This window comes from Nitratireductor sp. ATLC21, assembly GCF_057196525.1.
In genome coordinates this window covers 646,962-661,693 of record NZ_JBXUOU010000002.1, presented here as the reverse complement: position 1 = coordinate 661,693, position 14,732 = coordinate 646,962, and the positions used below count along the sequence as shown (strand labels likewise).

The 14,732-nt window shown below is 58.6% G+C and carries 7 protein-coding genes; 1 reads left to right on the top strand and 6 read right to left on the bottom strand.

Annotated elements, in window-relative coordinates:
- Positions 1-284: 284 nt before the first annotated feature.
- The gene (locus AC2CHD_RS10660) at positions 285-722 is read right to left on the bottom strand and encodes a hypothetical protein (protein WP_484553650.1); all 438 of its coding nucleotides are present in this window, start codon (positions 720-722) and stop codon (positions 285-287) included.
- 146 nt (positions 723-868) lie between these two features.
- A complete protein-coding gene (locus AC2CHD_RS10655; protein WP_484553649.1) occupies positions 869-1,432 on the bottom strand; it encodes a TetR/AcrR family transcriptional regulator in 564 nt (187 codons plus the stop codon).
- A 341-nt stretch (positions 1,433-1,773) separates the two neighbouring features.
- Here AC2CHD_RS10655 and AC2CHD_RS10650 point away from each other — a divergent pair, with 341 nt between their 5' ends.
- Positions 1,774-2,775 carry a PAS domain S-box protein gene (locus AC2CHD_RS10650; protein ID WP_484553648.1) on the top strand — a complete coding sequence of 334 codons (1,002 nt, stop codon included), beginning with the start codon at positions 1,774-1,776 and terminating at the stop codon, positions 2,773-2,775.
- Between the two features lie 504 nt (positions 2,776-3,279).
- On the opposite strand, the gene AC2CHD_RS10645 is transcribed toward AC2CHD_RS10650, so the two are convergent.
- From AC2CHD_RS10645 to AC2CHD_RS10630, 4 genes are all read right to left on the bottom strand, one after another.
- Positions 3,280-4,044, bottom strand: a complete 765-nt coding sequence (locus tag AC2CHD_RS10645; protein WP_484553647.1) for a helix-turn-helix transcriptional regulator — start codon at positions 4,042-4,044, stop codon at positions 3,280-3,282.
- A gap of 260 nt (positions 4,045-4,304) precedes the next feature.
- Entirely contained in the window at positions 4,305-8,021 is a 3,717-nt protein-coding gene (locus AC2CHD_RS10640) for a TonB-dependent receptor (RefSeq protein WP_484553646.1), read from the bottom strand.
- Positions 8,018-13,564, bottom strand: coding sequence for a DUF6923 family protein (locus AC2CHD_RS10635; protein WP_484553645.1), 5,547 nt, complete (start codon positions 13,562-13,564; stop codon positions 8,018-8,020). Before AC2CHD_RS10635 ends, AC2CHD_RS10640 begins: the two co-directional genes overlap by 4 nt.
- Positions 13,565-13,778: 214 nt before the next feature.
- Entirely contained in the window at positions 13,779-14,432 is a 654-nt protein-coding gene (locus AC2CHD_RS10630) for a helix-turn-helix domain-containing protein (protein WP_484553644.1), read from the bottom strand.
- Positions 14,433-14,732 lie beyond the last annotated feature (300 nt).

Genomic DNA, 14,732 nt, shown 5'->3' with positions numbered 1-14,732 from the left:
GCTCTGAGTGCCCCGGTTTATGTCCGGCGAAGGCACGAAAGTCGTCTCTGCCCTGCAGGCCAGTCCGTTGCATACCTAGCGATGCAACCCGATGCGAAACCAAGTCACTCTGCGTCCGGCACCGATCGCGCTGTTCGGCGCAGACTACGCCATGCCGTCCGGGCGCGCCGGCTCTCGACCGAAATTGTCGATGCGTCCCGCACCGCGTCTCTGCTTCGCTCAGCCTTCGATATGGGCGCGGCAACAGACCTCAGCCCCTGTCCCGGCTTCGCCTGCATTGGCATTCAGATGCTGGCAGGCGTCTGTCCGGCAGGCCCGGGCGGGGTGATTGAGGTCATGCGCACGAACGCCGTAATACCGACCGCCACCGCGCCGATCACGGAGAAGACGGTTTGCCATGTTTCTGACGGCATGAGGTGTTTGACGATCCCGTGGGTGGCGTGGAAGCCTGCGACGGCGGCAGGCGCCACGAAGGCGAGCGCGACGGAATGCTTCAACCACATGGGCCGCGCGAGCAGGATGAGGAACTGTGCAAGGCCGAACACAAGGACTGCGCCGACAAGTCCGACAAGGACGCTGCCCGGCAGGCCTGCGCCGGTCTGATAGGCCCACAACACTGCCGCCACTCCGACGAGCGCGGGAAATGCGTAGGTGGCGAGCGTGAACAGCAACCAGCAGAGGACTGCAATTGCCGTGATGGTTCCGAGGATTGCAATAATCATGGTGGCATCTCCGTAAGACGAGGTTTGACGGTCGCGCCTCCACCACCACCATGACGCAATTCAGCAGTATAGCACACTCGTCGACGATTCTAACGACACCAAACTTGCAACGGCATGGGGCGCTCGGCCGTCGCTGGCTGTCGCGGTCAGGTCTCCATTCCTTTGAGCAACTCCGTGAGCGTATTGTCGTAGTCGTTCTTCGCGTCCGAGAGGGCGGAGTTTGACCTATCGCCCATCGCAGCTGCGATAGCCGCGCCGTGGGTGAAATCGACAAGTATGTTCAGCCAAGGCCTGGACCGTGCCGACGGCAATCCGACTTCGACCAGGAGTTGGTCAATGTCATCGGTTATCCGCTGTGCCTGCCGGGGAAAGACTGCGGGTTGCCTGAAGATGAGCAATGTAAGGCCAGGGTGGCTTATCACGCGGTCATGATAGGCATTCAGAAGCGATCTGATCCGGTCGTGAAACGTGCCGGAGGCTGGCGCGGAAACCTCTGCATAGACATGTTCGGACAAGGCGTCGATCAAGCCGTCGCGATCCCCGAAGTGGTGGTAGATGGTCATCGGATTGACCTGCAGTCGGTCGGCAAGCGCCCGCATCGTGAAGGCCCCGACGCCGCCGGTATCTAATAGTTCGAGCGCGGTCGTCAGAATTTGCTCGCGCGAGGCGGGCGCCTTGTCCCGATGCGGGCGTCCTGGCGGACGGGTCATGTGGCGATCCGGTAGCGTGACTGGACGAGGGCCCTTCCTCCACCAGATCATGATTTCTTGGGGCTACGGCAGTCGTAGTAGGTTCTGAACGCCAGCTGCTGTCAACAAACTGCATTCCTAGGAACACCAGTATGAGCAAAAGGGCAGCGGTCAGAAGTGCATAAATTTGGTTTTTGCGCATTAAGAAACTCCCTTCGCCTCCCAAACGGCTTAAGCTCGCAAGTGTTGCGCAGGAACGTGGTCCTCTCCGTCTTATCTATCTCGCGTCGAAACGATGAGATTTGCCATGATCGATTTGCACTGACACTATAAAATGATCGCGTAGATTGGGAGAAGCGGGTATGGCTTTAGAGTTCGATCTACAGGAGCATTTGGCTGCGATTGTCGAAGGCTCCGACGATGCCATCATCACAAAAGATCTAAACAGCATCATCATCTCCTGGAATGAAGGCGCCGAACGGATTTTTGGCTATCGCTCCGACGAGGTCATCGGGAAGCCGATCACCATATTGATGCCGGATGATCGGAAGTACGAAGAAAGCGGCATCATCTCTCGACTTCGGCGTGGCGAGCACATTCGTCACTATCAGACTATACGCAGACGAAAAGATGGCACCGAGATCCCCATATCGCTTACAATTTCACCTATCAGGGACACGGACGGTAACGTCGTTGGCGCTTCAAAGATTGCCCGCGACTTCAGTTTGCAGCAAAAAGCCAAGGAAACACAGCGCATCCTACTGGCAGAGATGAAGCATCGACTTAAAAACTGCTTCTCAGTGGCCAGCGGGATTTTAAATATATGTGCTCGCCAAGCCAGCACCAAAGAGGAGTTGGTGGCGCTCGCGCATGAGAGGCTGAATGCTTTGGCTGAAGCCCAATCCCGAACCATACTTGATCCTGAGGTCGAAACTGACCTTAGCGATTTCGTTACCCTACAGGATCTCCTCAAGTCTGTTCTTTCTCCACTTGTGGCGTCGGAACAAGTGGATATGCTCGTTGAGGACGTGCCTGTTTGCGCCAGAGCCGTGACGCCCCTCGCACTGGTTTTTCACGAACTCGGCACGGACGCAGTTAAATATGGAGCCTTCTCTAGCAGAGACGGTAATTTGACGGTGAGAAGCAAGCGGCACGAGGACCGGCTCTTCATATACTGGACCGAAACCGGCGGAATCTCCTATTCCGCAGCCGGGAGCTTGGAGGGCTTCGGAACGCGCATGATAAAGAACGTTCTGAATTCCTCGTTCGCCGGTTCATTTGAGAGATCTCATACTTCGAATGGTATATCGGTTGTATTGAACCTAGATGCTCGGAAGCTGGAAGAGACAGCGGAAAACGCCTAGAGTATCGACGCCCCCGCTAAAGCTTTCAGCACAACAGGCCGGAGCAATGGCAGGCCTTGTTCAGTAATGCACTGGGATGACCTTCTTAAACAGCAGCGAAATTACCCGAGTGAGCTTCTCGTCGACTGCGAGGTGCGTCTATTTTGCATGGCCAACCAGAACGGCGGCGTACTGCCGACCGCTTTCGCAAAGCAGCCATTCCGCTCCCGGCCCCTATCATGCCGATAGACAACCAGCCCGGGAACGACGCCTTCGGAAATCGTCTGACCTTGGTACGACAGAGATGGGGTCGTGGTCGGAAGAGGCAGTCTTTGCGCAATACCACGGCCATAGGCTTACAAAGCGCAGTCAGCGCCGCCCAGTGACTGGTATAGCGGCCATCCGACCGCCTTTCCGCGGATATCCCAAAGATGCAGATACTGGATATCCGAGTCCTAGCATAATGAGCGACTACGCAAGACTTTAAGTTGGGTGCCTACCTACCGTCGTCGAGAGACGTATGCCTCACTCGCAGAGGAAGTTCCTTGTGGATCTTACTTGGTTTGGTGTGAGTTTACGGATTCTCTGCATGGACGCCGTAAAATGGCTTTGGCTTGAGAAACCCGAAAGCAAAGCGATCTCTGCTATCTGCATGTCGCTCTCGACAAGTAGCCGTTGTGCATGATCGAGCCTTCGCTTGATAAGAAACTGATGAGGGCGCTCACCAAAGGTATTCGTGAATGCGGTGATAAAATACCCTTGGGACAAACCGCACAGCCCAGCCAGTTCGGACACAGTCAATTTTCTGGTAAAGTTCGCCGCGATGAACTCACTGATGCGCTGCTGATTGATACGTGAAAGCTTCGCATTCTCCACCGGTTTTAAGAGGGAAGAAGCACCGTATTCACGCAATAAATGAATGCCGAACATCGTTATCAGCGAATCGACATAGAGCTCGTTTACGCCTGCTTCGCTCGTCAGCTCATCGCGAAACATCTGCGCCATCTCCAGCGCCCACCGATCTGGCCTCAATGCAGGCGTGAACTGGATCTGTGCGGCACCACCCTTGCATTCCTGCTCAGCCAGCTCGGCCCACCGGTCCGGAGGAATAACGACGGCAACGGTCTCTCGCGCAGTCGGCCAGATAGTCTTCGCCGACGTTCCGAAAGGTGCCACGCCCACGGCTCCCGCAGGTACATCGATCTCCTGGAGTTTATCACCACCCATCGTGGTTAGAACTTTCTTGACCGGCTGAAGAAAGACAGTGGCGTAGTGGCTCTCGGGTGTCATGGAGATTTCACCTGCACCCCGCAAGGAATGCGTCACGCCACCCAGTGACGTGGAGGCCCGCCTGCGGCCCAGCAAGTCGGGTATGAATGACAACATGGAGTCGCGATCGTCGACAGGCGCACTCACGTCAGGGGTTCTCCCTCGGGAGGTCGCCGGCATCCATGCGTTGGAGCCTCCATTGCTTTTGCAGTTTGCGGATTGTTGCTCACACTGGGAGGACTGCATTCTCGAACTTGCGCATTTCCCGTCATAGCGGCTTCTCAGAATTTGCCAACCACATTCAGGAACACTCCCTGATCATCGAGCGTAAGATCCCGCAGGTCATCCGAGAACCTGCCGAAATTATAACCCACACCCACTTTGAAGTTGTTTCCGACATGGCGGTAGAGTGCCGTCAGCGCACCGAAGTCGGTGGTGTCGGCCTCGGGCATGTGCAACACCCTGCCCTCAAGCAGAAGATCCCATTTCCTGATCACGTGCAGATCAGCCCGCAGGATGCCAAGATGCGCTGAAGAGCGCTGCCAGTTCTGCTCGAAACCCGTGCCCGAGCCGCTTGCAGAGCGGTATTTCACCTCGCCATATCGGAAGCCGTATTTGCCGCCGATGGATAGCCAGGGCACCAGGTCATAGGTCACGTCGGCAGACAGAATGTGGCTGCGCTGGGCTGGCGCATAGGCATCGCCCGTAGCGCCGCTGACAAGCTGGTTGTTGCCGGGCATGTCGTAAAGCCAGGTGTATTTGAAAAGCGCATTGAGCCGGTCATGATCGACCGGTCGATAGGCGTAGCCCAGCGATGCCTCCACATAGTCGGTGTCCTTGAACGAAGTCACCGTCGAGCGTGTGTCGGAAAGGACCGCGTCGATATTGGCCATCAGGCGCCAGTCCTCACTGGTCTTCCAGGAAACGCCCGCAGCGAACAGATATGTGTTCTGGTCGCGTGTGCCATCGTCGGAATCCTCGATGCGAACCTCGCCACGGACCCGCGCGGTGATGCCCGCTTCTTCATCCTTGTAGGCCACGGCCAGTGATGGCGCGTATCGGTCGAAGTCGGAGCGCTGGAGACCGGTTGCCGGATCGATCGTGTCGTCGCGCACCTGGCCGGCCTCGAAGCCCGCATCCACGGTCCACACATCATCGGGCGTGTAAATCACGCCATAGGTCTGGGTGAGCGCACGGCGTTTGCCAAACATGTCGTAGCTGCTTTCGGCATAGGCCGAGGCCATGTCGTCCATGCGGCGGCGCACGCCCGCCACGACCGCGCCCCTGTCCGAACCGACAAGGTCATGACTGCGATTGAGATCGAAGGCCCGGTCAGGATCGAGCCTGTAGCCGATATAGTAGTGCTCATCGTCATTGGGGTCGTAGTTGAGGGCGGCGAGAGCGCCCAGCCCATGGGTGCCGTAGGAGAGCTCCGCGGCGGCACCGACCGTTTCCGTGAGCTGAACCTCCGCACCGATACCGATGCGGTCGTTGCGGTCTATGTCGCCCGAGCGCTCCAGCGTCGCCTGCCCGAACACATAGACAAGGTGATCGTCGTCAAAGCGATGGTCGACGCGGATACCGGCATCGAGACGGGAGCCGTCATAGCCGCTTTTGCCTGCCGAAATGGCGCGTGGCGACATGAGCTCGGTGTAGGAAACACCGAACGAGACCTTCCAGTATTCATCCACCTGCCAGGCAATCGAGGACGTGCCGTCGCGCTTGATCTGGCCATCATCGTCGCGGAAATCGTCATAGGCGAGCTTCAGCCCAACCCGGTCGTTCAGGGCGAGATCGGCATGCGCCCCCCATATCCGCTTGTCGACATTCACCTCGTCGTAAAGCGTGGAAAAGCCGGCCTGCTTTTCCTCGTAATAGCCGCCGAGCGTTCCTTTCATGCCGGCGCTTTCTAAGTCCTCCAGATCGACCTGACCGCGCACCCGCCAGGCCATGGCCGAGCGGTCACGGCTGCCTGACGTGCCGTAATCACTGGAAGTCAGTCCACCATCCGTCGAGCGTGAGGAGCCAAACCCGGGACCTTTGGAATGCGCAATTTCAGCTTCAAGAAAGGTGGTTTCTGAATGACGCAGCTCGATATCGGCGCCGAGCGCCTGCTGATCGGCAAGCCCGGTCGTTTCATTCATGCCGGTCACGCCGACACGAACCCTGTCGTTCACCCAGTGCTGGGCGCGACCGCCATAGACATAGCCCTCGACGTCCCCGGCCACCGGCTCGAACTCGTATTGCGCTGTCAGATAGACCTTGTTGCCGCCGAGCGCCCCGTTTCGAACCGGAGCATCGGTTCCCGTGGAGGAGGAAAGCGGTCGATTCAGGATGATGACGCCCTGCATGTAATCAATGCGGTAATCCTGTCCGAACTGCAGCACACGTCGCTCGATGATCCGGCCGGTGACACCATCGCGAAATTCGACAGTGACCGTTTCCGAGCCCTCGACAATGTCCTGCCGTTTCAGGAAATAGGCCGAGCCGCCGGTGGTGAGAAAGGCCTCCCGCTGCGGCAGCGTGTCGGGTTGGGCAGAATAGAGCGTCACCTCGGTGCGCCGTTCTCCGAAGGTGGTGCTGTCTTCCGAGCGGTAGACCGCATTGGCGCCATAGAGCCCGCGCTCGGCCCTCAAAAACTCTGTTCCGGTAATGCTGGTCTTGTAGTTGCCCCACATGACATGGCTGTCGCCACGCTCGAGCCTGACATAGAATTTCCCTTTGGTGGGCGCGTCTTCCACAAAGGTCGAATCGTCGCCATAGACCGGGTAGTAATCGTCCGGGTCGAGACGTCGTAAAAGCTGTCGCGGATCCTTGCCATCGAGATCGCGGAACATGTTCTCTATGTCGTCTTCGCCGGTGTCGGCTGCCGCCGTCAGCAGATACTCACCCTTGATCTTGCCTTTCAGGTAGAAGGCCAGCCGTCCCTTCGAATAGACATCGTCATATTCGCCAGGCCGCACCGCCTCGATATTGTCATCTCCCATGCGCTTGCCGATGGTGATATCCGCCAGGCCGACATAAAACCACTCATTGTCGGGAATGTTGATCGCACGGTTGAAATGCAGCCCGCCGCTCTTCCCTACTCCATTCAACGAGACATTCACATCATGATCGCCCGGCGGCAGGATGCGGTTCACGACGAACGTCCGGTTCGGATCGACCGGGATTGCCTCGCCAAACGCCTCGACCCCATAACCGGCCGGAACATTCCGGCCATAGACGGTGACCACGCCACCGCGCACCGGAATGTTGCGCACGGCCGTGCGGTCCTCGCCGAAACCGGGTGCCGTGGCCTCGGCTTTCAGCCTCACATTCCTGTCGCTGCGCGACAATGGCAGCGCTTCCGTCTCGTCATAACGTCCGCGACTGTCATAGACCCTGAGCACGTAGCTGAAATCGGCCTCATCGCCGCTCACAGGCACCGACCATTGCGCTTCGCCATTGGCCTTGACGGGTATCACGGCAAGGGGCCTTGTTTTCGCCCGCCCGGAATCCAGCGTGCGAATGCGGATTTCGGCGCGCTCGATGAAGCCCGGATAATTGCTTGAAGCGCGAAAACGCACCGTCTCTCCAGGCCGGAACCGGCTGCGACGCGATGCGGTGGCCACATTAAGCAACGGCTCGGCCTCAAGTCCCTCAAACTTGATCTGAATGTCAGCGGCCTGAAGATCGACATCCGCACGACGTTGCCGGTCGACCGGTTTGGCTGCATCCGATGGCGACGCACTGGCACCCGGCAGCCGCTGCCCGCGCTCGACACTTTCCTCGACAGTCTCGCCGTCAACACTGATGGAGAAGGGTATCGAGCCCTCGTCAGCCGTGGTTTCACGTTCGGTGTTCTCTGCGATCGGCAGAGTGCCGGCCCCTGGACCGTCATTGGCACTGGCCATTGCCGGCAGAGCCGCAGCACCGATCAGCGCCGTTCCTGCGAGAAGGAGAGTCCGGTTGCCAAAGAGCCGCATGGAGACCCGCTTCAAACGAATGATAGCGCTCATTGTCCCACCTCCACACGCGTCTCGATTTCAAGCCGATAGTTTGCGCCTTCCGCGCGCCAGCGGCGCTCGATCAGGGCTTGCAACGCCTTCACCCGCGCCCTGGCCAGCTCCAGATCTGCGTTTGCATCGATGTAGCTGAGGCGCAGAACTGATTCTTCCGTGCGCAACACACCGATCAGCCGGTTCACGCCTTGCGCCCACTGCCGTGCAAGGTCGGTCCCACCCGGCTCGAACGCCTCATTCTTGAGGTCGAGCCGCACCACGCGCCCGATCGAGGCACCGAAGTTCAGCTTCGTCATCTTGCCGGCTGTCAGACGCACCACGCGCGGGTTTTCCGTGGTAACGCGATAGCCCGTTGGAAGCGTGCGGGTGTCGAGCTTCATGATGAAGTTCGAGCCGATACGCTGGTCCGGCAGCATGGCGCAGGCGACATGGAAACGGCCATGCTGGTCGGTGGTGACAAGCCAGCCCTTGACCGTGGCGATCCGCACGCCCGGCAGGCCCGGCTCGCCCTCATCCTGATAGCCATTGCGATTGACGTCGTCGAACACCTTGCCGATGACGTCACCGCAGTCGAACACCGGCTCCACCAGAATTTCGACCACGGCCTTTGCAACCGGCGCAAGCCGCGTCCCGCCGGCATCGGTGACCGAGGCAGTGTTGGTGTGCTTGCCCGGCCCCGCTGAGCTGAGCGCCAACATGCTCAGACGGAATTCCAGCGTCTGGTGGCCGGCAAGCGAGATGTTCTCGAAACGCACCGTGCGGCCGCCCACCACGGGCGTTACTTTGGCGCCGTCGATGCTCGCCGAACCTGCGACATAGCGAAAACCCGACGGAAGTGTGTCGGTTACGGTGAGGCCTGTGACCATCGAGCCGGAATGATTGGTCAGCCGGATCACGAACGGAGCTTGCTCGCCCCGACGGATGCTGTGCAGCAGCGCAATCTTCTCCACCGAGACATTGCTGGTGGCTGCGGGCAAGGCCAGAAGGGAGGCGCTTTCATTGGAGTCCACCGGCTGACCGCTCACGACATTGCCATTCGCATAACCGCGTGCAACCGCCCTGTTCTCCACCGCATCGTGCACGCCGGCAGCCAGATCGATATCCGGCCCCGTCAGGGGATAGGTGGCGGTAAAGACCTGCTCGCCCCCCGGAGACAGGATGGCCTGTAGCGGCGTGAAATCGGACAGGGTTCCGGCGCCCGCCCTGCCCGAAAATGTCGGACCATTGTCGACCGGGACAACATCCTGAAGTTCGACATTGCCGTCATTGCGAACGGTGAAGGTATAGCGGATCAAGTCACCGACACCGGCAACACCGTCGCCATTGGTGTCCTCATATATCCCAGTCTTGGACAGTACGAGCCGGGCATCCTGTGCCGTCGTTACAACGCACTGGCTGGAGGGACAGGCGGGATCCGGTGAGCCCGGTTCCTTGGCGATGTTCGTGAGTTCGGTCACGCCCGCCGGCAGCGGGTTGGCAACACGAACTTCCGCCGTGAGAACGAGCGTTCCCGGGCTCGAACCGTCATGGGCGGGAACGGTGAGACCGCTCCAGTCGATGGATGTCGTGTTGTCGAGGCCGCCATGGGTGGCCGAAACGAAGACAGTGTTAGGATCGAGCACGTCCTGGACCGCGTAGTTGCTTGCCACGCCACCGTCATTTGAGAGAGTGATTTCATAGGTGAGCGTTTCGCCGGGTTCAGCCAAGCTGGCAGCGACGCCATCCTCCGCGACCAGCGCCTTGGTGATCGTCACCTTGTTCTCCAATAGGGTGACGACACATTGTTCTGAGGGACAGACAGGGTCCGGATCACCCGGCGTTTTCGCAATATTGGCGATCTGAGAAGCACCGGCCGGCAACGGATCGGCCACCAGAACCTCTGCAGTCAGCACAAGCATACCTGGCGTACCTCCCGAATAAGCGGGAACCGTCAGGCCGCTCCAGTCGATCGTTGTCCCGTTGTCGGCACCACCGTGCGATGCGAAAATAAAGGTTGTGTTGGGATCGAGCCTGTCCTGAACGGAGTAGCCGGTCGCCTCTCCTCCGCTGTTCGTGAGCGTTATGGTGTAGGTGAGCGTTTCACCTGCCTCTGCCACCCCGGCCTGTGTGCCGGTTTCACCAGTGAGTGCCTTGGAAATCGTGACAGAGCCCTCGGCGGGTGTCACGGCGCAGTGGAAGGATGGACAAACAGGATCGGGATCGCCGGGCTTCTTGATGATGTTGGAAACGCTGGGAACACCGCTTGGCAGCGGATCGACCACATCTACATCCACGGTCAGAACAAGTTGTCCGGGATTGGCACCATCATGTGCCGGAACGGTAAGACCGGACCAGGTAATATGATCGCCGGATAACTGGCCGCCATTGCTTGCATTGACGAAGAGCGTGTTTGGATCAAAGTAGTCTTCGACCGCGAAATTGGTCGATTCGCCACCCTGATTGGTCAGGGTGATCGTGTAGGTGAGTCGCTCGCCCGCTTCCGCGGTATTCGGCAGACTGCCGCTTTCACCCGTCAAGGCCTTGCGCATGGAAACCTTCGGCGCTGCCGGCAACGTCACGCACTGATCGGAGGGACAGTCTGGATCAACGGTGCCTGTCTCCTTGGCAATATTGGTCAAAGACACGATGCCATCCGGTAGCGGATCATCGACTTCAACCGTGATGGACAGGACAAGCTCTCCGGGGTTCGTGCCGTCGTGTGCAGGGACCGTCAGGCCGGACCATGTGTAGTTGCCACCGCTCGGTGTACCAGTGGGCGTGGCACTGACGACACTGGTGTGCGGGCTGAGCACATCATCGACGGAGAAATTATTGGCGACCCCACCTGTGTTCGTGAGCGTGATCTCGTAGGTAAGCTGTTCGCCGGGTTCGGCGACATTCAGTTCCGCGCCGCTTTCGTTCGTGAGCGCCTTGACGACGGAAACATTGCCTGCCGTCGGCACGGTAGCACATTGCGGCGATGGGCAGGTTGGCTCCGGCTTGCCGGGCTCGAAGGCGATATTGGTGAGGCGGTTAACGCCCGCCGGCAGTGGATCGACAACATCGACCACCACCTGCAACGAGAGGGTGCCTGGGGTGCCACCGCTGGCGCCAGGAACGGTCAGATTGGTCCAGTCGACCTGCCCGCCATTGGGGGCGCCGCCTGTAAAAGCGCCTGCCGGGGTGGAACTGACATAGGTCATGTTCTCATCGAGGCGATCGCGCAATGCATAGGTTGAGGTGGCACTACCCAGATTGGTGAGAAGAATCTCATAGGTAAGCCGCTCTCCCGGTTCGGCAGTGCCGGCCAACGTGCCTCCGCTTTCGCCAGTCAGATTTTTTTCGATTTCGATATGGGGCGGCGGTGGGATGACAACGCATTGCGATGAAGGACAGGCAGGGTCCGGATCGCCCGGACGCTTGGCAATATTGGCAACCTCATCGCCGGGTGAAAGCGGTCCAACCACGACGCTGACCGTTAGGACAAGCTCGCCGGGTATGCCTGCATCCTGTGCCGGCACCGTCAATCCCGTCCAGCGAACCTCATTGCCGGAAGGCGTGCCGCCATTGTCCGCGGACGAAAACGTGACCTTGCTGTCGAGAATATCGACGACTTCATAATTGGAGGCCGTGCCGCCGGTGTTGGTGAGCGTGATCTCATAGATCAACGTCTCGCCCGTTTCAGGGGTGTTTGGTACGGAACCGGATTCTCCAACCAGCGCCTTGGCAATCGTCACCGACGGCGGGATATCGTCATTGGTGATGGTGCAGACTGCACTGTCCCCGTTGGAGAGAGTCAGGCTGTTGCTTACAGCCGTGGCCCCACCATTGGTCGAGCAGCGATAGGTTCCTGCCGAATACCCGGCGACCGGAACCTCACCGAGCGTGTAGCTGCCCGCGGCAACGGGTGCGGCTGTGACGGATATATCGCCTGTGGCTCCCGAAATGCTGGTGGGACCCGAAGCCGTCAGGGTGAAATCCCCGACCGCGCTCGTTCCGCCGTCATTGTTCACCACGGTCTTGCGCAGCGTGAGCGTTGCCGGATCATCGTCATTGGTGATGGTGCAGACTGCCGTGTCGCCATCGGCGAGCGTTATCGTGTTGCCCGAAATCGGAGAGCCGCCGTTGACCACACAGCTGTAATCGCTGGGCGAATAACCCGACACGGCCACTTCACCGAGCGTGTAAGTGCCGGCGGTGACGGGCGCATCCGTCACCGCTGCATCCCCGCTTGGGCCGGAAATGTTTGAGGGACCGCTTGCACTGAGGGTGAAATCCGAAGCGGTCAGCGTTCCGCCATCATCGTTCACCACATTCTTTTCGAGCGTCAGAACTGGACGGGAAATGTCCGTATCGGAGGCTGTGTTATTGCTCAGGTCAGGATCCGGGGAAGCGGAGGGGCTGGAGACAGTGACGGTGTTGGTCAGATCGCCTCTATGCGAGTCGGGCACGTTGAGTGTGAGGGAAAACACAACGCTGTCGCCCGACGGAATGCTGACCAGGGCGTCATCGATGGCATTGCCATTTGCGGCGGTTCCCGACGATGAACCGCAGGTCGCACCGCCATTCGCTGTACAGGTCCAGTTTGCAACGGCTATCCCCGCTGGCAACGGGTCTCGCACAACCGCATCCTGCACGCCGAAGGGGCCCTTGTTGTTCACCGTAATTGTGTAGACAGTGTCCCCCGATGTGTAGACTGTCCGCCCATTGTCCTTGGTGATTTCAAGATCGGCAGCATATGCAAATGGAGCCGTGGGGCACTTGGCGCCGTCATTGTTGCCGGAGCCTTGAAGATCGGAGATGAGCGTGGCTTTACCAGTGTTCAGATTGAACTGATAAAACCCACCGTCATTACTGGCACCGAAAACGCCATTCGGCGCCCCGAACATGCCGCCAAAGCCACTGTTGGAAACGCCTGTGTTCCCGATATCGGTCACAGTGCCGGTGTTGGGGTCTATGGAGCGTAGGAGACCGTTGTTGTTCGCTGCGGTGTAAAGAAGCCCATTATGCCAGGCAAGATCGTGTGCGACAACACGCTGGCTCAGCGTCTTGTATGTCGCCGTCCTTGTATTGACGTTGATCCTGTATATCCGCCAGGCCTGCGCGACGTAATACGCTCCGCCGGGACCAAACTCACCGGCGATCGAGCCTGAAGGGAGTCCGGAAATCGGACCCAAATCCCGTACACTGCCGTCACTCCCGATCCTGAGAAGGTTGGTTCCCCGGAGCCCATAAATATAGTTATCGGCCGGATTGAAACCGATTGCGTTGTACGTCACTCCTGAAGCCGGTCCGATCGGATTGACGACGAACGGATTGGTCGAAGTATCGAAGCCAAACAACCGCGTGTTTGAATACTGCGCCAGATACGTATCGGCAGTGCATCCCGGAAATGCTGGCTGCGACTGAGCCTGAGCATCCACGCCACCGGCCGCAAATACACATGTTGCCGCAAAGAGCAATTCAGCGGCGCGCCGGAGAAACGGCAACGGGTTAAATTGCAAGTTGCAGCGTGAGTTAAACGCGCGCAATTCGCCCGTCAGCAGAGATGGAATTCGCATGGATGTGGCCCCCTCGAACAGTGCTGTTCAGGACCGGATCACGCATTCAGGATGAAAACCAATTGCCGCGTTCTCAACCTGATGCCGCCCAGCCGAACAAATCACCTGCGCAGTGGGCAGCAAAACCAGCGACTATGTCTTTCAGATTATTACTATCTTTATCAAGAAAGTGCCGTCGCAGAATAATAGAGGAAATCCCAAAGTTAACACAGACTTAAGAGGATCTGCGCATTTCCATCGGCGTCCTCATTCGATGTTTGCGCATTGTGGCAGTTAAGTGACTTTGACTGGAGAAACCACATTCATAGGCAATATCCGCAATAGACAGCTGGCTTTCTGTCAACAGGCGCTCGGCAAGTTCCAGACGACGATGAACAAGGTATCGATGCGGCGGCTCGCCGAAGCTTCGGGAAAACGCACGTACGAAATAATCCCGCGACAATCCTGCGATCTCAGCGAGCTCCATGACCGTAACCTTGCGGGACAGGTTCATCTCCAAATGGTCTGCCAGAAGCTTCACCTGAAAATGGGAGAGCCCTCCCTTCTCTGATTGCGCAGCATGCTTCTGATCGCGCAGGAGATGAACACCGATGACAGTGATCAGGGATCCGATCAGAAGTTCATTGGCATGCGACTTCGAAAGCTCGCTCCTTATCTGCTCAGCAGCACCGAGCACACGGCGGTCGTAAGTCTTGTACGGTGATCGATCGAACACATCACGACCATGCCCCCCTTCTTCGGCGATGATTGCATCGAAGCTTCCGTCCGGAATCACGAGGAGTATGCTCTCTCTTCTGTCGTTCCAGCTGCTCTCCACGGCTGATCCCGTCGGAGCGACCATTACCGTACCTGGAGTCGCGACAAGCATTCTCGGCTTTCTGGATGCGACCGCCACCTGCAAATCTGGGACGGTTCCCAGAAAGATGCTGATGAGGTTATGCTGGCTTCGTGAGATGCTTATCGACCCGGCCGTTAGCGTGAAATATGCGGCACCGCCTCGCGGTGTCGCCAGACGCGGCCCTGGTATATGCGAGAACTCGTTGAACATGAGACACCAATACACTCGGCCAGCATCATCGACCACAGCATTCTCGCGCACTTTCGGCTCATCGAAAACACACGCTGCTATGCCCCAAGCTGACCGTCCGCTCCCGGCCCCTTTTTGAGC